A 21736-nucleotide genomic window follows, 5' to 3' on the forward strand; every position below is an offset into this window, starting at 1 on the left:
GCCGTGTCCACTACTCGGGGGACACCCCCGCCCACCTCGGCACTCAACCCTGCTGTGGGGGTTACTCGTAGCGGAGCGAGCTGAACATCCCGGTTTCCATGTGATAGGCGTTATGGCAGTGAAATGCCCACTCACCGGGGTTGTCAGCGATTAGGTCGGCGATCATGGTTTCACCGTGGCGGAGAAGGACGGTGTCCTTGCGTAGCCCGCCGCTGCCGGGCAGCGCCCACGTGTGGCCGTGGATGTGCATGGGATGGGGCATCATGGTCCTGTTGCGCATGACCATCCGCAGACGCTGGCCCTCCTGCACGGTCGCGGAGGAGGATTGGCCGTCGGTGAGAATGCTCCATTCATACGGCATCATCTGCCCGCCCAGGTCGATGCTGACTTCTCGGTCTGGTGTGTCCTCGGGCAGGAGTGCACGGTCTGCTGGCTTCAGGGAGGACAGAAGCAGTCCGGTGGACGACAACTCGGGGAAGTCGACATCGGGGTGGGGGGCCTGGCCGCCGGCGGTGCGGATGACGGCGAAGGCGCGGTCGTCCTTACCTACCGCTAAAGCCGTGAGCGGGAAGATGCCGTCGCCGAGGATGACCTCGACGTCGACACGCTCGCCCATCGACAGGTAGATCGATTCGGTCTCCCGAGGCTGGACAGGGAAGCCGTCGGTGTGGGTCACGGTCATGCGGTGGCCACCGAGGGCCACCTTGAAGATGGTGTCACCGCCGGAGTTGATAAACCGCAGGCGGGCCTTGTCGCCCGGGCGAGCCTCGAAGGTCCGGTGAGCACGGGGGATACGTCCGTTGATGAGGTAGTGCGGATACATCACATCGCCGGCATCCCCGCCCAGTACCCGGTCCGGGGTGCCGTGCATCATATGGCCGTGACCTCCCATCCCCTTCTTCCCGTTATGGTCGCCCGAACCCATTCCGGTGAGCTTGTCGAGCTCATCGTCGGGAGTGCCCTGAATGCCATCGACCCAGTCGTCGAGCACGATGGTCCACTCGACGTCCTGGTCCTCAGCGTCTTGCGGGTCACGGACGATCAGTGGGGCGTGGAGGCCGCGATCAAGCTGCAGGCCAGAGTGGGAATGGTAGAAGTAGGTGCCACCGTGGGGGACTTCAAAAACATAGGAGAAAGACTCGCCAGGTTCAATGGGGTCCTGGGTCATGCCGGGCACACCGTCGGCTGCGTTGTGGAGTGCGATGCCATGCCAGTGGATGGAGGTGCTCTCAGGCAGTTCATTGGTGATATCGACCTGGAGGACGTCGCCGGCGGTGGCCTCAATGGCCGCATCCCCGGTATCAGAGACGTATCCCCACGTCTTGGCTTCGATGCCGCCGATATCCAGAGAGAGGGGCCGGGCGGTCAGTGTCCGGCGCACCGTCGGCTCACTGAGCGCAGTGGGGGTGGGAGTGGGGCGAAGGGAGGGACCTAGTGCCGGGGCAGCGGGTCCAGGGTCGCTGGTGCAGGCGGTCACGGCCCCGGTGCCGGCGAGGACGAGCCCACCGAGCAGAAACTGTCGTCGGGAAAACGCGTTCGTCATGATTTAACCTTCCTTGGTGCAAGATTTCAGTGACACGGGAGACAGTCGCAGGTGAGGACCCTGCTGAGCCATCACGTCAGGCGCAGGTCTGTGACACAGGTGGCACCGTCGTCGGTGGTGGAAAACTCCGTGGTGCCGGTACGCCCCTGGTAGCTGACCTCAATCAGGCCGGTGACATCATCGGGAAGCCAGAAGCCAATAAACCCGTTGTCGAAGGTGGTTGTCGCCTCGTCCACCAGCACCTCACCGGTCGCCTCATCGGTGATCGTGACCTGGATATCCTCATTGTCGAGTTCCCCCAGGCAGGTCGTGAGGCTGTGGTAGAAGCAGTCGTGGGTGGAGGTGAGATAGGGTGCGATCGAGACATACGTCTGATTGTCGGGAAGATCGACCACGACTTCCTGGCCATCGCTCGAGAGCAGCAGTTCATCGGCACGCACTGAGGCGATCAGATCCGTGGGACGCTCAGTGACCTTCTGCCGGTCGAGGTGATCAATGATCTCCACCGCGTCCATGGCGGCCAGGCCATGGGTAGTCAGGAATGTATCCTGGGACACCGTCCCGTCGGCGGTGGGTTCCGGGTCGGCGGCCGAACACCCCGTGAGGGCGAGGGCAAGGGCGGCGGCTGCGATCGCTGCTCGTTTCACGTCAATCTCCTTGGATCGTGGTAAGACCGTGAGAAGACACCGTCTCAAGGTCGATGCCATACCTTTATCTAGCACGGGTGCCTGACGGACTAGAAATCAAAAACCCTGCTCACAGCCTTATAACAGGGTAAAAAAGGGGGTGGACTCAGTGGGCTGGGTCACCACCGGGACACCACCCCACAGCCGTAGGCGATGTCCTTCTACCCGCCCCGAGTATGCGGTGCAGGCAGTGAAATTCCTGGTGGCGCCTGCTGAACCGACGAGGGGAGGCGATGCCGTCGGCCCGGGGTGGGGCACAGGGGTGACGGCGGTCGAAGGGTGATGTTTGAAGATTTGATGAAGATTTCCCCGCCGGGCACTGAGCGAGGGTGGTATTCTCCCTGCCCGGAGCGATACTGGGGTCTATGACTGACTGCACACCGACCACCGCCACGCCCCCGGGGCGGGTGCTGGTCGTCGATGATGAACAACCCCTGGCTCAGATGGTGGCCTCCTACCTCATCCGGGCCGGCTTCGATACCCGCCAGGCGCACACCGGCACCCAGGCCGTGGACGAGACCCGTCGATTTTCCCCCGATGTCGTGGTGCTGGATCTGGGGCTGCCCCAACTCGACGGCCTGGAGGTGTGCCGACGCATCCGCACCTTCTCGGACTGCTACATCCTCATGCTCACCGCGCGTGGCAGCGAGGACGACAAGATCAGCGGTTTGACCCTGGGGGCGGATGACTACATCACCAAACCCTTTAGCATCCGGGAACTGGTGACCCGGGTGCATGCGGTGCTGCGCCGCCCGCGCACCAGCACCACCCCACCGCAGGTGACCACCCCCTTGATCGTTGGTGACCTCATCCTTGACCCCGTCGCCCATCAGGTGCGGGTGGGGGAGACGACCGTGGAGCTCACCCGCACGGAGTTCGAGCTGCTGGTTGCCCTGGCCCTGCGCCCCGGCCAGGTGCTGACCCGCCACGACCTGGTCACCGAGGTCTGGGACACCACCTGGGTCGGTGATGAACGCATCGTCGATGTCCACATCGGCAACTTGCGTCGCAAGCTCGGCACCGACACCCGGGGCCGGGGGTTTATCGACACCGTGCGTGGCGTGGGCTACCGGGTGGGGCAACCATGAATCACGGACCCGGCCTGACCTTCCGCTTCCTGGCCGCCCAGGTGTTGGTCGTGGTGATTAGCCTGCTGGTGGCCTCGGCCGTGGCCACGATGGTGGGTCCGACCCTGTTCCATGATCATATGTTGATGACCGGCCGGGAGGACCCCTCGCTGGAGCTGTTCCATGCCGAGCAGGCCTACCGGGGCGCCAACCTGATCACCCTGGCCGTCGCCCTGCCCACCGCCTTGATCAGCGCCCTGCTGGCCAGCCTGTGGTTATCGCGTCGTCTGCGCACCCCCCTGCAGGACCTCACCCGCGCCGCTACCAGCCTGACGGCCGGCAACTCCCGTATCCGCGTGCCCGCCGGAAAAGCAGGCCCCGAGGTCACCACCCTGGCGCATACCTTCAACACCATGGCCGACCGGCTGGAACACACCGAACAGGTCCGCCGCCAGATGCTCTCTGATCTGGCCCACGAAATGGGCACCCCCTTATCGGTGCTCACGGTCTACCTCGATGGTCTCCAAGACGGGGTCGTGGACTGGAATAATGCCACCCACACGATCATGGCTGACCAACTCACCCGCCTGACCCGGTTGATGGAAGACATCGACGATGTCTCCCGGGCCCAGGAACACCGGATCGATTTGGACCTGGCGGAGGAAGGGCTCGGGAATCTGCTCCATACCGCCGCTGCTGCCGCGGGGGAAGCTTATGCTGACAAAGGCGTCGATTTACAGGTCGAGACCATTACAGACACCGCCCGGGTGCTCGTGGACCGGCAACGCTTCGGCCAGGTGATGAGCAATCTCCTGTCGAACGCGCTACGGCACACCCCGGCCGGCGGGCAGGTCCGGATCAGCGTCCACCGACAGGGGGCTTCCACCGCACTCATCCACGTCGCCGATGACGGCGAGGGCATCCCACCTGACCAGCTCAGATACATCTTCGAACGCTTCTACCGGGGGGATGCCGCCCGCAGCCGGGACGACGCCGGGGCCGGTATCGGTCTGACCATCTCCAAGGCATTGATCGAGGCCCACGGCGGCACTCTCACCGCCACCTCCCCCGGACCCGGTCGCGGAGCGGTATTTGCCCTCCGCCTCCCGCTGTCCCCTCCCGACAGTGAGGAGGCTGCTCGATGACCACACCCTGCCCCGCGTGAGAGCCGTGCCCTCCACCCATTGAAAATATACCCCCGGGGGGTATATGCTAGCGAGCGTTACCGCATCCCACCGACCCGTAGGAGCTTTTCCATGATCACCTCCAAGCCCCGCCTCTTGCCGATGGCCTCCCACGGCTGCAGCTGTTGCGGACCTGCCTCTCGTGCCGACACCGCCTCCATCCCTGCCGCCAGCGACTCGTCAGCAGGAGCGTCCTCCCCTAGCTACCAGGTCACCGGCCTGACCTGCGGGCACTGCGCGAAAAGCGTGACCCAGGCCCTTCAGGCCCTCCCCCAGGTCGACGACGTCCAGATTGATCTCGCTGCTGGTGATGTTTCCACCGTCACGGTCACCGGTGTCGTACCTCCAGAGATGGTTCGCCGAGCCATCGAGGAGGCCGGCTACACCGTCTTATCCTGATCAGTTCACCCATCATCTCGACCCCGGCCGGGTTGAGCGAAAGGAACGTCATGAGCACTCCCCACCATTCCGGTGATCACCCCGCTCCGGAAACAGACCACACCTACCACCCGGATCATGCCAGCCACGAACACCACGCAGATGCCGGCACCCACGGCCAGGCGATGCCCCACGATCACCCGCATTCCGCCCCGGACGAAGACCACCACGTTCATGGTCACGGCGAACACGCCGGACACAGCACCGCAATGTTTCGAGACCGCTTCTGGTGGTCGCTGATTCTGTCCATTCCCGTCGTTATTTTCAGCCCCATGGTCGCCCACCTGCTCGGCTACCACCTCCCGGCATTCCCCGGATCCACCTGGATCCCCCCGGTGCTGGGCACGATCATCTTCGCCTACGGCGGAACGCCTTTCCTCAAGGGCGGATGGAAAGAACTGAAATCCCGCCAACCCGGCATGATGCTCCTGATCGCCATGGCCATCACCGTGGCGTTTGTCGCCTCCTGGGTCACCACTCTGGGGCTGGGCGGTTTCGACCTGGACTTCTGGTGGGAGCTGGCCCTGCTGGTGACCATCATGCTGCTGGGCCACTGGCTGGAGATGTCCGCTCTCGGGGCCGCGTCCTCCGCGCTTGACGCGCTGGCTGCCCTGCTGCCGGATGAGGCCGAGAAAGTCATCGACGGGACCACCCGTACCGTGTCCATCTCTGAGCTGGTCGTCGACGACGTCGTGCTGGTGAGGGCCGGTGCCCGGGTGCCGGCCGACGGAACCATCCTCGACGGAGCCGCCGAATTCGATGAGGCGATGATCACCGGCGAATCCCATCCCGTCTTCCGCGACACCGGTGACAAGGTGGTCGCCGGTACCGTGGCCACCGACAACACCGTCCGCGTCCGGGTGGAGGCTACCGGCGGGGACACCGCCCTGGCCGGGATCCAACGCATGGTTGCCGACGCCCAGGAGTCCTCCTCCCGGGCCCAGGCCCTGGCGGATCGGGCGGCGGCGTTGTTGTTCTGGTTCGCGCTGATCTCCGCTCTGATCACCGCGGTGGTGTGGACCATCATCGGCAGCCCGGACGATGTCGTGGTGCGCACGGTCACGGTGCTGGTCATCGCCTGTCCGCACGCCCTGGGCCTGGCGATTCCGCTGGTCATTGCGATCTCCAGCGAGCGGGCCGCGAAATCCGGGGTGCTCATCAAGGACCGGATGGCGCTCGAGCGGATGCGCACCATCGACGTGGTGCTCTTCGACAAAACCGGCACGCTGACCGAGGGTGCGCACGCGGTCACCGGTGTCGCCCCGGTGCCCGGTACTTCGGAAGGGCACCTGCTGGCCCTGGCCGCCGCCGCGGAGGCCGACAGCGAGCACCCCGTGGCCCGCGCCATCGTGGCTGCCGCGGCCGCACACCCGGAGGCCTCACGCCGCCCACTGCGCGCAACCGGTTTCACCGCCGCCTCCGGCCGCGGGATCCGGGCCACTGTCGATGGCGCTGAGATCCTCGTGGGTGGGCCGAACATGCTGCGCGAGTTCAACCTCACCACCCCGGCCGAGCTCACCGACACCACCAGCGCCTGGACCGGGCGTGGGGCCGGCGTGCTCCATATTGTCCGCGACGGTCAGATCATCGGTGCCGTGGCCGTCGAGGACAAGATTCGCCCCGAATCCCGCGCCGCCGTGAAAGCCCTGCAGGACCGCGGGGTGAAGGTGGCGATGATCACCGGCGACGCCCAGCAGGTCGCCCATGCTGTCGGTCAGGACTTAGGCATTGATGAGGTCTTCGCCGAGGTCCTGCCTCAGGACAAAGACACCAAGGTCACGCAGCTGCAGGGCCGGGGTTTGAGCGTGGCCATGGTCGGTGACGGTGTCAATGACGCCCCCGCTTTGACCCGCGCGGATGTCGGTATCGCCATCGGTGCCGGCACGGATGTGGCCATGGAATCTGCCGGGGTGGTCCTAGCCAGTGATGACCCGCGGGCAGTGCTGTCGATGATCGAGCTGTCCCAGGCCAGCTACCGCAAGATGATCCAGAACCTGATCTGGGCCTCTGGCTACAACATCCTCGCCGTGCCGCTGGCCGCCGGAGTGCTCGCCCCGATCGGGTTCGTGCTGTCCCCGGCCGTGGGCGCGATCTTGATGTCTGCCTCGACCATCGTGGTGGCCCTGAACGCCCAGCTGTTGCGCCGCATTGATCTAGATCCGGCTCACCTGGCTCCGACCGACGGGAAGGAGGAACACAGTGGGTCGATATCCCCCGTAACCGTTACTGACTGACCTTGTCTCTCGACCCCTAACTCACACCACCTTTGAAAGGAACGCTCATGAAACGCAGCATTACCCTCGCCGCCTTGGTACTGACCTCCACCCTGGCGTTGACCGCCTGCAGCGACGCCACCGACAACTCTGACGATGCCGACAGCACCAGCACCACGACGGCAACCGCAGAGACCAACGAGACCCACCAGGAAGACACCACCACTGCCGACGAAGAGCACGGCGGGCACGACCACCCTGCCGACGGCGGGGCACCGCCGGCAGGCATTGAAGAGACCGAGGATCCCACGTACCCGGTGGGCACCGAGGTCATCCTCACCGCTGACCACATGCCCGGCATGGACGGGGCCACCGCCACCATTTCCGGGGCTTTTGACACCACGACCTATTCGGTCAGCTACACCCCCACCGAGGGTGGGGCCCCGGTTACCGACCACCGCTGGGTCGTCCATGAGGAGCTCGTCGATCCGGGTCAGGCCCCCCTGCCCGACGGGGCGAGCGTTGTCCTGGATGCCGAGCACATGTCCGGCATGAAGGGTGCTGAGGCCACCATCGATTACTCCACCGAGGAGACGGTCTACATGGTTGATCTCACCGTCGACGGGATGACGATGACCAACCACAAGTGGGTCACCGAGAGCGAGATCCAACCCGCCGAATAGTCCACCCACCCTGAACCACGAGACCAGACAAGGCACCCGCTCCAGAGTCGGTCATCAATCGCTACCGACCATGCCGCAGCACACCAGCCACACACGGAACCTGCACGCCCACAAGGCCCACGCTGAGGTAGACCTTCTGTGCCACTGCTTCTCTTAGTCAGGGAAACATGCCCTGGAATGACCCTGGTGACAGGAGGTCATTCCAGGGCTTTGTCTCTGCCCACCGGCCAGTTCCTGGCGGGTGGATGAGACCTATATCCGGGTCGGTGGCAGGTGGTGCTACCTCTATCCGGTGATCACCGCCGGTGGCCAGACCCTGGACTTTTACCTCTCTCCGAAGCGGAACGTGGCCGCAGCGGAACGTTTCCTGGCCAAGACCGTCAGATCAAGACAACAATCAAGATGACTTATTGACACCATCGAAAACAAAAGTTCGAAAGCCGAGAGCGGGAGTTAGGATGTAAATCCCCACACTTGCAATCCTCGACCGCTCAAGTTCAGAAAACAAAGAAACCGGAGGTCACAAACCCTTTCGAGTTTGTGACCTCCGGTGTAGCAGTTTGTTGAACTGCTCAGCGTGCCCGGGGCGGGACTTGAACCCGCACGTCCTATAAGGACACTGGCACCTGAAGCCAGCGCGTCTGCCAATTCCGCCACCCGGGCAGGGTATTGATGTCTTGGCGACTAGCTAACCTTAGCACGCAGTCCAGCAGATTCTACAAATCCGCTGGCAAACCCGAACTTCCCAGGGAACTTTGCCGCGCGCGTCTACGTTAAGTCAAGGAAAGCACCCTATACTGATCGCTGCTATATCTCTCCCTGAAAACATCCCGAAAGGAGGACGGCCCTTCCTATGGCATTGCTAGATAAGCTCGCCAAGCTGGATTCTTCCCTGCAACGCGGACTGGACAACGGCATGGCCTTTGTCTTCGGCGGCAAGGTCGTCCCCGCTGAGATTGAGGAGCTTCTCAAGCAGGAGGCGCAGGACAATTTGTCCCGCGGTGATGATGGCAAGCTGTATAGCCCCAACGTCATGACCGTCGGCGTATCCTCCAAAGATATCGAGAACCTCTCCCAAGACCGGGGTGTTCCCAAGGATCTAGCTGATCAGCTCACCCGCTTCATCCGTAACAGTGGCTGGTCCCTCGCCGGGCCGGTCATCGTACGCATCGCGGAGGAGTCGGGACTGCGGACTGGGCAGTTGCGCGTGTCCTCCTTTTTGGATCACGAGCCCACCGAAGAAACCGGATTTGATGCGATTTTCCACCACGACCATGGTCAGGAGGACTCTATGACCCAGCCGCACAACGCCGACGAGGCCGCAACCACAGCCTTTATGGCGCCCACCCCGAACCAGCCGGCGCCGCAGGGGCCCGCGGTGACGCTTATGCTGCAGGACGGCTCCTCCCGCGTCTACCACGTGCAAGAGGGCTCCAACATCCTGGGCCGCAGCAACGACGCGGACCTGCGCCTGCCCGATACCGGTGTATCCCGCCAGCACGCGGAGATCACCTGGAACGGCCAGGACGCCGTGCTGGTGGACTTGCAATCCACGAACGGCACCACCGTGAACGACACCCCGATTGAGAACTGGCTGCTTGCCGACGGCGACGTGATCACCCTCGGCCACTCCCACATCGAGGTGCGCATCACCGGCCTTGAAAACCAAGGCTACTAAGCCGCCTCAGCAACTTTCCCAGATTTTTTAGCGTAAGGACTTTCCATGGATTCGATCGTGCTGCTCTCGCTGCGCATCGGCCTGCTGGTGTTGCTGTGGCTGTTCATCTTGGCCGCACTCAACGCCATGCGTCGCGATGCCAATAAGGCCGCCGGCGTCTACCAGGCATCGTCCCCGGTGAAGGGGGCCCAGAGGCGTCGCGAAGCGCCGCGTGAAATCACCATCGTGGACGGGCCGCTGCGCGGTTCCCACATGGAGCTAGGCACTCTTGAGGACTGTACGATGGGCCGCGCACAGGACTGTGACTTTGTCACTGGTGATGATTTCTCCTCCGGTCACCACGCCCGTTTGTTCCGCCGGGGCAGCGAGTGGTTCGTGGAGGACCTCGAATCCCGCAACGGCACCTTCGTTGGTGGCGTTCGCATTGACCAGCCAGAACGAGTCGGAGTCGGCTCCGATATCAAACTTGGCCGAACGACCGTGAGGTTGATGGCATGACTTTAAGCCTGACTTTTACTGCAGTGACGGACCGCGGACTGGTCCGCGAAAATAACGAGGATTCCGCCCACGCGGGCCCGCACCTGCTGATGTTGGCCGACGGCATGGGAGGCCACGCAGCCGGCGAGGTTGCTTCCACCACCATGGTGGAGCACATGGCCTCCCTCGAGCGCGATCCAGGCGATAATGACATGCTGGCGCTCCTTGGGGCCGCAGCGGAGGACGCCAATGCGGCGATCCGCGAGCACGTGGACGAGCACCCGGAGACCGAGGGCATGGGCACCACGCTGACCGCCCTGCTCTTTAACGGATCCGAATTCGGCGTGTGCCACGTGGGTGATTCCCGCGGCTACCGGCTGCGCGAGGGCAAGCTGACCCAGATCACCAAGGATGACACTTACGTGCAGTCCCTCGTCGATGAGGGCAAGCTCGATCCGGCAGATGTCTCCTCCCACCCGCAGAAGTCACTGATCCTCAAGGCCTATACCGGCCGGCCCGTGGAGCCGACGCTCTTTACGCTCGATGCTGAACCGGGCGACCGCCTCCTGCTGTGTTCGGACGGCCTGTCGGATCCGGTGACGGCCTCTACCATCGAGCAGGCGCTGAAGCAGGGCACGGTCGAAGAGGCCGCCACCACCCTGCGGGATCTAGCGCTGCGCTCCGGCGGACCGGACAACGTCACCATCGTGGTGGCGGAAGTCGTGGACGGTGAAGGCGACGACGCCGACCCCATCACCGTCGGTGCCGTCCAAGGCGTCGTCCCGGAACCAACGCACCCCGATTCTTCCGCGAGCCGCGCCGCGAAGCTTATCTCGTCCCCAAAAGCGCAAGCCGCTGAGGAGAAGCCCCAGGACGAACCACAGCGGCGGCCACAGCGAAGCCGGATTGGGTGGAAGGTCATTGCATGCCTGGTCATCATCATCGTGCTGGTCATCAGCGGCGGGCTCTGGATGAAAAGCTACCTGGGCAGCAACTACTACGTGACCGCCGATGAAGAAGGCGTCCTCACCATCCAAGAAGGCGCGGACTATGAGATCTTCGGCCGCCCGCTGCACCACACGTATCAGAATGCGTGCCTGAGCAAGGACAACGCGCTCAAGCTGGGGTACGGCGCCTGCGACGGTGATTTCGCACCGTTCGCACTGAAGGATTTGCCCGAATCCGAACGCGCTGCCGTGGGCAATCTGCCCTCCGGCTCCTATGACGAGGTGCAAACGCAGCTTTCGCAGCTTTCGGACAAGGCGCTCAAGCCCTGCCCGAAGGCGTCGAAGGACGAGAAAAACAAAGATGCCAAAAGCGAATCCAAAGGAAACTGCCGGGAGGTGAAGTAGATGAGTAAGTTCTTTTCCCGCGGCACCGAGTTCGGCCTGCTCGTGCTCGCCACCGTGGTCTTCGCCATCACCCTGGTCAGCCTCGAGTTATCGCAGGGCAACGTGCTGACCCTCGATGTCCTCTACCTCATCGGCGGTTTCATCGGCGTCTTCGCCGTCGCTCACTTGGTGCTCTGCTTCCTCGCGCCCTACGCGGATCAGCTCATGCTTCCCATCGTCGCGGTGCTTAACGGCACCGGGCTCATTCTGTTGAAGCGCCTCGACCTGGCGAATGGCGGCGGGCTGGCGGTGCGGCAGGTGATGTGGACCATCGTCGGCCTCATCCTCTTCGCGCTGGTGCTCATTCTCCTACGCGATCACCGCTCGCTGACCAGGTACTCCTATATCTTGGGTGCGCTCGGCCTGATCCTTCTCGCCTTGCCCCTCGTGTGGCCGCAACCGCCGGGCGTGGACGCTCGCATCTGGCTGTGGCTGGGGCCGTTTTCCATCCAGCCGGGCGAGTTCTCCAAGATCTTGCTGATCCTGTTCTTCGCCATGCTGCTTACCCAGAAGCGCTCGCTGTTCACGGTGGCCGGCTACAAGTTCCTCGGCATTTCTCTGCCACGCCTGCGAGATCTGGCTCCCATCCTGGTGATCTGGGGCATCGCGATTATCATCATGGGCATTTCCAATGACTTCGGTCCCGCCCTGCTGCTGTTTAGCACCGTGCTCGGCATGCTCTTTATGGCTACCAACCGCGTGAGCTGGTTGCTCATCGGCGTCATCCTCGTGGGTGTCGGCGGCTTCAGCATCTACCAGGTGTCGGACAAGATCCAGCAGCGCTTCTCCAACTTCTTGGATCCGCTGGGCAATTATGACTCCACCGGTTACCAGCTTTCTCAAGCACTGTTCGGTATGTCCTCCGGCGGCATTACCGGATCCGGCTTGGGCCAGGGCCACCCGGACATGGTGCCGGTGGCACATTCGGACTTCATCCTGGCTGGTATCGGCGAGGAATTCGGTTTGGTGGGCCTGGCTGCGGTACTCATCCTCTTCGCCATGCTCGTCTCCCGCGGTTTCCGCACTGCGCTGACCTGCCGCGATACCTATGGCAAGTTGGTGGCCTCGGGCCTGGCGCTTACGCTCGCAGTCCAGGTCTTCGTCGTCACCGGCGGCATTTCCGCCCTGCTGCCCATGACGGGTCTGACCACGCCGTTCATGTCCGCCGGCGGCTCCTCGCTCATGGCCAACTACATGTTGCTGGCCGTGCTGCTGCGTATTTCCAACGCGGCTCGTCGCCCAGCGCGCGAGCTCACCTCGAACGCGCCGAGTGATACGTCCATGTTCCCCGCCATCCAGGAGGCCACCCGATGAATAGATCGATTCGCCTCGTCTCCCTCTTTGCCCTCATCCTTACCGCCGTGCTCCTGGTGAACCTCACCGTGGTGCAGGCGTTTTCGACGGATAAGTACGCCCACAACCCCAAGAACGTTCGCGGCTACCTAGAAATGCGCACTACCCCGCGCGGCCAGATCTTCGCCGGCGATACGGTCTTGGCGCAGTCCACCGCGGATGAGAACGGCAATTACTCGCGTTCCTACCCCACTGATTCCCCAGCCTTTGCCGATGTCACCGGTTACCTCTCGGAGCGCTTCGGCGCCTCCCAGCTGGAGGCCTCGCAGAATGACATCCTCAACGGCAAGGACGACTCGCTGTTGGCACACAACTGGCTCGATATGCTCTCCGGCAAGCCGCAGAAGGGTGCCAACGTGGAGGTCACCATCGACCCAGCGCTGCAGCAGGCAACCTACGACCAGCTGGCCGGCCCAGGCTACAAAGGCGCGGCCGTAGCCATCCAGCCCTCAACGGGCAAGATTCTGGCCATGGCCTCCACGCCCAGCTTCAACGTCTCCGACCTCGTCGGGGACAACGCGGCCGAAACGTGGGATCAGCTGCAGAATCAAGAGGGCAATCCGCTCATCAACCATGCCACGCAAGACACCCTGCCCCCCGGGTCCATTTTTAAGATCATCACCACGGCCGCTGGCCTCAACAACGGCTTTAACCCGGACTCTACGCTGACCGGCGCGGCGTCCATCACGCTGCCGGATACGGTCACGGAGCTGACCAACGACGGCAACCGAGCCTGCGGCGGCGCGGAGAGCGTCACCCTACATACGGCCTTCGCGCTGTCCTGCAACACGGCTTTTGCGCAGATGTCGGAGAGCATCGGCGCCGATGAGCTGCGTAAATATGCGGAGGGCTTCGGCGTGGGTGAGAAGTACTCGCTCGGTGTGGAGACTTCCGCTGGTGCGCTGGGCGATCTTGGCGACGGCGCCCAAGTCGCCCAATCCACGATCGGCCAGCGCGACGTGACCATGTCCGCCCTGCAGGCGGCCATCATGGCCGGGACCATCGCTAACCAGGGCAAGCGCATGGAGCCCTACCTCATTAACCGCATCACCGATGCCCAGATGAATGAGCTTCGCACGACTCAACCACGTCAGGCAGCCGAAGCTGTCAGTGAAGAGACGGCCAACACCATCAAGGACCTCATGTTTGCCTCCGAGCACAGCACCTATGGCTATGACGGGAACGGTTTTGCCTCGAAGACCGGTACCGCCGAGCACGGCGAGGGCCTTGCCCCGCACGCGTGGTACGTGGCTTTCGACCCGGACAAGGACATCGCGGTGGGCGTCGTGGTCAAGGACGGCGGGCACCTTGGCCAGAATGCCTACGGCGGCCAGGTCTCCGCGCCCATCGGCCGCGCCATCCTGCGCGCATACGGAGGACAGCAATAGTGAGTAGTGCAGATAACAAGGAACACCTCCAAGCGCTGATCGGTGAGGACTATCAGCTGCAGTGGATCGTCGGCCACGGTGGCATGTCCACGGTGTGGCTGGCGGACGACGTCCGCAATGACCGCGAGGTCGCCCTCAAGGTCCTGCGCCCAGAGTTCTCCGATAACAACGAGTTCCTCTCGCGCTTCCGCAACGAGGCCAAGGCCGCAGAATCCATCGATTCCGAAAACGTCGTAGCTACGTACGACTACCGGGAGCTTGAGGACAACGGCCGCATCTTCTGCTACATGGCCTTGGAATACATTCGCGGAGAATCCCTGGCGGATCTCTTAGCCCGCGAAGGTGCACTGCCGGAAACGCTGGCCCTCGACGTCATGGAGCAGGCCTCCCACGGCCTGTCCGTGATCCACCACATGGGCCTAGTGCACCGCGATATTAAGCCCGGCAACCTCATGATCACCCAGAATGGGCAGGTCAAGATCACCGACTTCGGCATCGCCAAAGCCGCCGCCGCTGTGCCTCTCACCCGCACTGGCATGGTCGTCGGCACCGCCCAATACGTCTCCCCCGAGCAGGCCCAAGGCTATGAGGTTGGCCCGTCGTCCGACGTCTATTCGCTCGGTGTCGTGGGCTATGAAATGCTAGCCGGAAAACGCCCCTTTAGCGGCGATTCCTCAGTCTCGGTGGCGCTGGCGCACATTAGCCAGGCGCCGGAGCCCTTGTCGACGTCGATTAGCGCGCCCACCCGTGAACTGATCGGCATGGCCCTGCGCAAGGACCCGAACACCCGCTTCGTCGATGGCAACGAATTCACCAACGCGATCTCCGCCGTGCGCCAAGGCCAGCGTCCACCGCAGCCGAAATCCGCGGCGCTCGCGCCCGTCGCTGCCGAGCCTTCGCCCTCCGCGTCCACGGAAATGCTGGCCAACATGGCTCACCCCACCACGGTGCGTCCGGCCGTTTCTGCACCCCAGACGGAGGAGCGCCCCGCCAAGCAGGGAGGTTTCGGCACAGGTTTGCTCATCGCGGTGGCTATCGCGGCCCTCGTGGCGATCGGGTTCATGGCTTATAGGCTGTGGGGGAACACGACACCGACCCCACAGCCCACACCAACGGAGGTCATTGTGACCGAAACGGTGGAGCCGGAAACAACGGAAGAAGAGGAAACGGAAGCCCCTGAGACCGTTGAGATCACCACCGTGGAGGAGGAACCTACTCAAGTCACCGTCACCACGACGCACTCGGTTATCCCCTCCCCACCCACAACTGCGCATCGCACAACGCAACAGGAGCCACCCGCGCTCCCTACCGAGGAGACGCAACCGCAGGTCGATGACAGCCCACTGCCCGAACCCGAACTAGACTCACAGAACAACCCCACCGAAGAATCCGCACTACAGGGAGGCCAGTAACCCGCCATGGTCAGTGATCGGTACCACCTCCGCCAGTCCATCGGCTCCGGCGGCATGTCCGAGGTCTACGAGGCCGAAGACTCCGTCTTGGGGCGCACTGTTGCCATCAAGATGCTGCGCCCTGACATGGCGCGCGACGTTAACTTCCGTGAGCGTTTCCGCCGCGAGGCCCAAAACTCCGGCAAGCTCAACCACCCGAACATCGTCGCCGTCTTCGATACCGGCGAAAAGGACGTCGACGGCCTGATGGTGCCGTATATCGTCATGGAATACGTGCAGGGCCGCACCTTGCGCGACATCGTCCGCGAAGACGGCCCCATGTCGGTGGCGGAAGCCGCGCGCGTGCTCAAGCCGGTGGCGGAGGCCCTCCAGTCCTCCCATGAGGCCGGCATCATCCACCGCGATATCAAGCCGGCCAACATCATGCTGACCAACACAGGCCAAGTGAAGGTCATGGACTTCGGCATCGCCCGCGCGCTGGATGATTCCACGTCGGCGATGACGCAAACCTCTGCTGTCATCGGTACCGCGCAGTATCTTTCCCCGGAACAGGCCCGTGGCAAGCCTGCCGACGCCCGCTCCGACGTCTACGCTCTCGGCTGCGTCATGTATGAAACGGTCACTGGGCGCACCCCGTTTGAAGGTGAAACGCCCTTCGCTGTGGCCTACCAGCACGTGCAGGAGGATCCAACGCCCCCCTCGGAGCTCATCGACGAAGAGCTCACGGAGAGAGAGCGCCTTGGCGTCGACGCCGTCGTGCTCACGGCAATGGCCAAGCACCCGGCGGATCGCTACCAATCCGCCTGGGAGATGGGCGATGACCTTGACCGTTTGGCGCAGGGCCAGCTGCCGGAGGCGGCGCGCTCCCACGTCAACGACGAAGATCACCCCACCACGATGGTGGCACCCGTAGCCGCACAACACCGTGCGCCGGTGGCCTCCACCCGCCCTTCGGAGGACGAGGAATCCGGATCGGGCTTGAAGTGGCTGGCGGCCTTGCTCGCCGCTTCCCTCATCGCCATCATTGGCTACTTTGCCTGGGATTTCTGGGATAGCTCCCGCCAAGAGGCCCGCGAGCGCGAACAGGAGCAGCATGAAGCAGCTCAGCGCGCGAACATGGTCACTGTCCCGAAGGTGGCCAACCGCCCGCGCAATGAAGCGGTCGAAGAGCTGGAAAAGCTTGGTCTGCTGGTGACCGTCAACGAAGAACCCAGCCCCGATGTGCCGCGCGGCAAGGTCATCCGCGTCAACCCGGCGGAAGGATCAGAGCTGCAGAAGAATTCTTCGGTCACGCTGACAGTATCCTCTGGCAAAGAGGTCACCGAGGTCCCTGATATCACCGGCATGAAGCTGGATGAAGCTACCACTGCGCTGGAGGAAGCCGGCTTAGAGCTGAATACCGACGTGGAGCAGGTGAATGATGAGGCCCCCGCGGGCGAGATCATTTCCCAGAACCCAGCGGGCGGCGCGCAGCTATCCAAGGGTTCGAAGGTACGCGTCACAGTGTCCAAGGGCCAGAAGGAAGTCAGCGTCCCAGACGTCAGCGGCATGGATCGTGATCGCGCAGTGGACATGCTGTCCTCCATGGACTTTGACGTCACCGTGCATTCGGTGGATTCTGAGCTGCCGGAGAACCAGGTGCTCAGGGTTGTCGAGAAGGGCCAGAAGCTACCCAAGGGCAGCCAGGTCACCCTCGAGGTCTCCAACGCGATGCTCATCCAGGCACCAGATATTACGCATTCCACGCAGCAGGAAGCTGAATCCGCGCTGCGCGCCAAGGGCTGGTCCGGTTCCCTCGACGTGGGCGAACGCATCCCAACGTCGAACCCGATCGATAGTGACAAGATTGGGTGGGCGTCGGCAAGCCGCGGCGATGTCATCCGCAAGGATGAAACCATCCACGTCCGGTTCTGGGAGTTTGACCCGGCAGCACTGCTGCCGCAGTAGCTCTCAACGCCGCAGCTGCTAAGGTATCTCACAGATTAACCACCCCTATTCTTCGTGAAGGTGTAACAATGCCAAAGTCCAAGATCACGACGGAGGGCTCCGCACTCCCGCAGTCCTCCAGCTCTGCGACCAACCGCACCCCGGTCAAGATCAACTCTGAGGGAACCCCGAAGTGGTACATCGCCATCATGCTGGGCCTCATGCTCCTCGGCCTGCTCTGGCTGGTGGTCAACTACCTAGCGGGTGAGTCCATTCCGTTCATGCAGGAGCTGGGACCGTGGAATTACGGCATCGGCTTCGGCCTGGCCATCATCGGTCTGTTAATGACGATGGGCTGGCGTTAGTTTTCATCGCCACCGATGAGCTCCTCGAGGTTCTATAGCATCGCTGGCGTTGGCTGCATCATTTTGGTGATGCTCACCGTCACGGTGGATAAAAACTTCCTCACTCCCGGTGCACTCGTACTTGCCGGCCTCGGCGTTTCCCTGACGCCGCTGGCCATCCGCCGCCCACTTGCGGCGGCCTGCGGGTACGGTGCGCTTTTTGCGCTCGCAATGTGGTGCCCCGACTGGCGGTCTTTCCTCCTCTTGGCGTGGAGCCCCGTCATCGTGGGCATCGTGGCGTTTCGTACACGCTGGCTGTGGGCGCTTCCCCCAGCGGTGGTGTACACATACCTCGTCACAACGGATCCTTCGATTAATTATCTGCCCGATTTCGACCCGTTAAACCTGTCGACACCACTCATCTTGTATGCGGTGTCCATCGTCATTGGGGCCGCGCTACGCAAAACCCGGGACCAGCGTCTTGCCGCCGAGCAGCGCGCCGCCCAGCAGCGCGAGGCGCTGATGACCGCCCTTCATGATTCGGTGGCTGCGACCTTGACCTCCGTGGTCATGCGCTCCGAAACCTTGGCGTTAACCCAAACGGATCCCTCCGCGGCTGACTCCGCGGAAGCGATTGCTAACGACGCCCGCCGAGCCATGGGCGAAGTCCGCGACCTGCTACGCGTGATGAAGAATGAGAGCGTGACTCAGGGAGTTAAGTCCTTGGAAGAAGACCTCGACACCATGGTTAGCTTCCTGAGCAGCCACGGCTTCCACTGCGAAGCACAGATCAATGTAGGCAAGAACGGTGAGCTTGCGCTACCGGAAAAGCTCTCCCTCGTGTTCTCTGAGCTCGCCATCAACATCCTCAAGTACGCTCGCCCTGAATCCCGTGTGAGCATCGAAGCCACCGGCAGCTCCAAGTCCATCGACCTCGTGATCACTTCCGAGATTGCAGCGCAACAATCACGCCAATACATGACGACGAATCTGGGTTTGGGGGAAATCGCCCGCCGCGTTCGCCGAATGCACGGCAGCTTCGGCAGTGGCAAAGAAGGCGATCACTGGATCACACGCCTTTCTCTTCCCACTGCCCACCTAAGAAAAATATAGTAAGCTTGCCCGGTAACCCGCCGATTCTTAGATTCCACAAGGTTAGTAGACATGCGTACTTCCCTCGCCGTTGCCGCCGCAGCTCTCGCGCTGTTTTCCGCGCCAATCGCCAGCGCTGCTGAGGCTCCTGCTGAAACCACCGTTGACACCGCTACTGAGAACACTGAGTCCACCGGATTCACCTTCTACAAGTCTTTCGCGGGCGAATTCACCGACCACTTCCGTTGCTCCAACAACCCCCAGCTCTGGTGGTGCCGCTAAACTGTTGCCATGAGCATTCGGGTTTTCCTCGTTGATGATGATGAGCTCGTTCGCTCGACGCTCCGCGTCTATTTCCAGACCACCGAGGACATCTCGGTGGTCGGTGAGGCAACCAACGGCGCCGATTGCTTAGACCAGCTTGAAGAAGCCAAGCCGGACCTCGTCCTCGCCGATATTCACATGCCGCACATGGACGGCATTACGCTGCTCAAGCACCTTAACTCCGGACCGAATCCCCCGACGTTTTTGGCGGTGACCGCCTTCGACTCGGATGACACGATGCTAAAGATCCTGCGGGCGGGCGGCGCGGGCTATATCTTGAAGAACCAACGCCCGCGCTCCATCATTGAGGCGGTCCGCGCCGCCGTGGAGGGTGGCACCGTCGTGGCACCCGCCGCCATGCACCGTTTGGTCGACTACATCGGTGAGCCCGCCACCCCACGCGATCCCGTCGCCGCCGCCATTGAGAGCCACGAGCTTCACGACGCCGAAATAGCCGTCCTCAAGCTCCTCCTCGCCGGCAACTCCAATTCAGAGATCGCCGCCGCCACCCACTATTCCGAGTCCGCCGTGAAGAAGCACGTCTCACGCCTCATCACCATCTTCGGCGCCAGCACGCGCCTAAACCTAGTGACGAAGATTCTGGGTGGCACTGGTTCCTAGTCCGAACTTCACTCTAGCGACAGAACCCCTTTTCGTAATACGATTGCGGTTATGAAAACCATCAATGGACAACCGATTAGCGAAGAGCAAGTTGATGAATGGGTAACGGAAGCCGAAAAGGGTTACGACGTGGAGACTCTTCGTACTCGGGGGCGGAAACCCCGCGACAACCAGGCCGCAAAGATTGTCTCGATTCGCCTTTCGCCCAATGAAATTGCGGACCTGGATAAGTATGCCGCAACCCATGGATGGTCTAGGTCACAGGCAATCCGTGAAGCATTAAGAAAAGCCATTTAAAGAAAATGGAGACCCTTAAGCAGTACCGCGCTCTGCTCGATTAACGGGCTTCTCCCCCAAATGGCGGAGGCAAAAGATTGCCTGCTTAGGCGATGTTTCTCATGCCCCTGATCAATATCGTCAGAGGTATGAACACCGCATTCACTGCTCGAGACATCACCGTCTCCTTCGCCGGACATGAGGTTGTCCACGGCGCGAACCTGACGGCATCTCCCGGACGGATCACCGCTTTGCTTGGTCCGAACGGCGCCGGCAAATCCACCACGCTCCGGGCTGCCCTCGGGTTGGTCAAAGCCACCGGAACGAAGCACATCAATGGCACCATCGGGCTGCTCCTCGACGATGGCGGCCTCGTTAGCAGTCTCACCGGGCGTCAGCATCTCCAAGCAATGGCGAGGCTATATGGCGTCGATAAGCATCGAGTGCAAGAAATTTTAGAGCTGGTCGATATGTCGCACCGATGCGACCGGCAGATCAAAACCTACTCGTTAGGCATGAAGCGTCGTATAGCGCTAGCGGGAGCTCTGTTACAAAATCCCGACATCATCATCTTGGACGAGCCGTCTTCTGGTCTTGATCCTGACGGCATTCGTTGGTTAGGGGAAGTCTTGTGTGCGGAAGCTTCCCGTGGGAAGGCAATTATCATGGCAACCCATCATCTGGCTGAAGCAGCCGCAGTCGCCCACGACGTAGTCATCATTTCTCGTGGTCACACCACATTCACAGGCGTTCTCAGTGAAATCCCCGACCTTGAAGCCACCTACTTCGCCCACACTACGAAAGGCTAGACGTGAAATCCGAGTTTTATACCCTTCGTCACCTCCCGAACGTGCGAATCGTCGCCATACTCGCAGTTATGATGGCGGGCATCAGCGCTGTCCTGCAGTGGGCACTTCCGTTCCTTTTGAAAATTGACCCGCCACAAGTCGGTGACAGTCCTACGGGCCAACAGGTGCAGGCGCTTATCGACGGCTCCGACCCCACGACGTCCAGTTTCCAATTGGCCGCCCTCGACATCACAGGTTCTGGCCAGTCGACAGGCATTTCAATCTTCCTCATCGCCATTGTTGCACTCACAATCACCGCAGCTAGCTACCCATTTTCCAGCGGTGCAGTGGTGTGGAAGGTGGTTGGCGCTGGTTCGCGTATGAAATGGGTGCGTTCTTTGATCACGGTTGTACTTAGTACCGTCCTCCTAGTGTGCGCGGGAGCCTGCGTTCTTAACTCACTGATCGCACTGGTTGCGGCTCCGATGAATGATGTTTCACTGGTTGCTTCTGCTTCTAACGTCGCCGTCGTGTGGCTTCGGGGCAGCTTGGCGGTGCTACTACTGACCCTCGCGATCATCGGTGTCGTCTTAGCCATACGGAGGATCGGTCCAGCCATCGGCGTTATTGTCGCAGTGTTAATGGCAGGAGTGATCTTGGGAACTATCGGCGTCATGGCCGGGTGGGAACCGTATTTTTACAGTTGGCTTCCTTCTTCTGCTGTGTCAATTGCTGGTGGACAGGGGGCAACGCAGACTATGAATCCATGGGTAGGTATAGCTGTCCTTGCCGGCTGGTCGGTTGTGAGCATGGGACTTGGGCTCACCCGCTTTCACCGGGCAAATCTTTAAC

21 protein-coding genes, 1 tRNA gene and 1 pseudogene are annotated in these 21736 nt (G+C 62.2%); 20 read left to right on the top strand and 3 right to left on the bottom strand.

Features of this window, described 5'->3' with window-relative positions; genetic code table 11:
- Positions 1-61: 61 nt before the first annotated feature.
- Positions 62-1543, bottom strand: coding sequence for a multicopper oxidase family protein (locus HMPREF2943_RS00390; RefSeq protein WP_070710492.1), 1482 nt, complete (start codon positions 1541-1543; stop codon positions 62-64).
- Between the two features lie 71 nt (positions 1544-1614).
- Positions 1615-2190 (bottom strand): CueP family metal-binding protein, encoded by a 576-nt coding sequence (locus tag HMPREF2943_RS00395; protein ID WP_070710494.1) that lies wholly within the window; start codon positions 2188-2190, stop codon positions 1615-1617.
- A 404-nt stretch (positions 2191-2594) separates the two neighbouring features.
- Between HMPREF2943_RS00395 and HMPREF2943_RS00400 the strand changes: the two genes are divergently transcribed.
- From HMPREF2943_RS00400 to HMPREF2943_RS12070, 6 genes and pseudogenes are all read left to right on the top strand, one after another.
- On the top strand, positions 2595-3317 hold the full coding sequence (locus HMPREF2943_RS00400) for a response regulator transcription factor (protein ID WP_083313816.1): 723 nt from the start codon (positions 2595-2597) through the stop codon (positions 3315-3317).
- Positions 3314-4441 (top strand): sensor histidine kinase, encoded by a 1128-nt coding sequence (locus tag HMPREF2943_RS00405; RefSeq protein ID WP_070710496.1) that lies wholly within the window; start codon positions 3314-3316, stop codon positions 4439-4441. Before HMPREF2943_RS00400 ends, HMPREF2943_RS00405 begins: the two co-directional genes overlap by 4 nt.
- Before the next feature lie 111 nt (positions 4442-4552).
- The gene (locus HMPREF2943_RS00410) at positions 4553-4879 is read left to right on the top strand and encodes a heavy-metal-associated domain-containing protein (protein WP_070710498.1); all 327 of its coding nucleotides are present in this window, start codon (positions 4553-4555) and stop codon (positions 4877-4879) included.
- A gap of 50 nt (positions 4880-4929) precedes the next feature.
- Positions 4930-7152 (top strand): copper-translocating P-type ATPase, encoded by a 2223-nt coding sequence (locus HMPREF2943_RS00415; protein WP_070710500.1) that lies wholly within the window; start codon positions 4930-4932, stop codon positions 7150-7152.
- Positions 7153-7199: 47 nt separating this feature from the next.
- On the top strand, positions 7200-7814 hold the full coding sequence (locus tag HMPREF2943_RS00420) for a YdhK family protein (RefSeq protein ID WP_070710502.1): 615 nt from the start codon (positions 7200-7202) through the stop codon (positions 7812-7814).
- Positions 7815-8040: 226 nt separating this feature from the next.
- A pseudogene (locus HMPREF2943_RS12070) lies at positions 8041-8202 on the top strand (DDE-type integrase/transposase/recombinase); the annotation flags it as partial.
- A 190-nt stretch (positions 8203-8392) separates the two neighbouring features.
- Here HMPREF2943_RS12070 and HMPREF2943_RS00425 read toward each other — a convergent pair.
- Positions 8393-8477, bottom strand: a tRNA-Leu gene (locus tag HMPREF2943_RS00425).
- Positions 8478-8667: 190 nt separating this feature from the next.
- Here HMPREF2943_RS00425 and HMPREF2943_RS00430 point away from each other — a divergent pair.
- The 14 genes from HMPREF2943_RS00430 to HMPREF2943_RS00490 all read left to right on the top strand — a co-directional run bounded on the left by HMPREF2943_RS00430 (position 8668) and on the right by HMPREF2943_RS00490 (position 21735).
- Positions 8668-9492, top strand: a complete 825-nt coding sequence (locus tag HMPREF2943_RS00430; protein WP_070444456.1) for a DUF3662 and FHA domain-containing protein — start codon at positions 8668-8670, stop codon at positions 9490-9492.
- Positions 9493-9537: 45 nt separating this feature from the next.
- Positions 9538-9990, top strand: coding sequence for an FHA domain-containing protein FhaB/FipA (locus HMPREF2943_RS00435; protein WP_070444458.1), 453 nt, complete (start codon positions 9538-9540; stop codon positions 9988-9990).
- The gene (locus tag HMPREF2943_RS00440) at positions 9987-11321 is read left to right on the top strand and encodes a PP2C family protein-serine/threonine phosphatase (RefSeq protein WP_070710504.1); all 1335 of its coding nucleotides are present in this window, start codon (positions 9987-9989) and stop codon (positions 11319-11321) included. Before HMPREF2943_RS00435 ends, HMPREF2943_RS00440 begins: the two co-directional genes overlap by 4 nt.
- Entirely contained in the window at positions 11322-12674 is a 1353-nt protein-coding gene (locus HMPREF2943_RS00445; protein ID WP_070710506.1) for an FtsW/RodA/SpoVE family cell cycle protein, read from the top strand.
- On the top strand, positions 12671-14101 hold the full coding sequence (locus tag HMPREF2943_RS00450; protein ID WP_070444464.1) for a penicillin-binding transpeptidase domain-containing protein: 1431 nt from the start codon (positions 12671-12673) through the stop codon (positions 14099-14101). Before HMPREF2943_RS00445 ends, HMPREF2943_RS00450 begins: the two co-directional genes overlap by 4 nt.
- Positions 14101-15513: a serine/threonine-protein kinase gene (locus HMPREF2943_RS00455; protein ID WP_070444466.1), complete on the top strand. Its 1413-nt coding sequence runs from the start codon at positions 14101-14103 to the stop codon at positions 15511-15513. The genes HMPREF2943_RS00450 and HMPREF2943_RS00455 overlap by 1 nt, the downstream gene beginning before the upstream one ends.
- 6 nt (positions 15514-15519) lie before the next feature.
- Positions 15520-17460: a Stk1 family PASTA domain-containing Ser/Thr kinase gene (gene pknB / locus HMPREF2943_RS00460; RefSeq protein WP_070645091.1), complete on the top strand. Its 1941-nt coding sequence runs from the start codon at positions 15520-15522 to the stop codon at positions 17458-17460.
- 68 nt (positions 17461-17528) lie between these two features.
- The gene (crgA, locus tag HMPREF2943_RS00465) at positions 17529-17804 is read left to right on the top strand and encodes a cell division protein CrgA (protein WP_010188168.1); all 276 of its coding nucleotides are present in this window, start codon (positions 17529-17531) and stop codon (positions 17802-17804) included.
- A 15-nt stretch (positions 17805-17819) separates the two neighbouring features.
- Positions 17820-18896, top strand: a complete 1077-nt coding sequence (locus tag HMPREF2943_RS00470) for a sensor histidine kinase (RefSeq protein ID WP_070444470.1) — start codon at positions 17820-17822, stop codon at positions 18894-18896.
- A 51-nt stretch (positions 18897-18947) separates the two neighbouring features.
- Complete coding sequence (locus HMPREF2943_RS00475) at positions 18948-19157, top strand: hypothetical protein (RefSeq protein WP_070710508.1); 210 nt, start codon at positions 18948-18950, stop codon at positions 19155-19157.
- 9 nt (positions 19158-19166) lie between these two features.
- Positions 19167-19820, top strand: coding sequence for a response regulator transcription factor (locus HMPREF2943_RS00480; RefSeq protein ID WP_070710510.1), 654 nt, complete (start codon positions 19167-19169; stop codon positions 19818-19820).
- 51 nt (positions 19821-19871) lie between these two features.
- Positions 19872-20117: a ribbon-helix-helix domain-containing protein gene (locus tag HMPREF2943_RS12075; RefSeq protein ID WP_083315630.1), complete on the top strand. Its 246-nt coding sequence runs from the start codon at positions 19872-19874 to the stop codon at positions 20115-20117.
- A 128-nt stretch (positions 20118-20245) separates the two neighbouring features.
- The gene (locus HMPREF2943_RS00485; protein WP_070710525.1) at positions 20246-20905 is read left to right on the top strand and encodes an ABC transporter ATP-binding protein; all 660 of its coding nucleotides are present in this window, start codon (positions 20246-20248) and stop codon (positions 20903-20905) included.
- A 2-nt stretch (positions 20906-20907) separates the two neighbouring features.
- On the top strand, positions 20908-21735 hold the full coding sequence (locus tag HMPREF2943_RS00490; RefSeq protein WP_070710512.1) for a hypothetical protein: 828 nt from the start codon (positions 20908-20910) through the stop codon (positions 21733-21735).
- The last annotated feature ends 1 nt before the right edge of the window (position 21736 follow it).

It is taken from the genome of Corynebacterium sp. HMSC072D12, from assembly GCF_001813925.1.
In the GTDB taxonomy this organism is placed as follows: Bacteria; Actinomycetota; Actinomycetes; order Mycobacteriales; family Mycobacteriaceae; genus Corynebacterium; species Corynebacterium aurimucosum.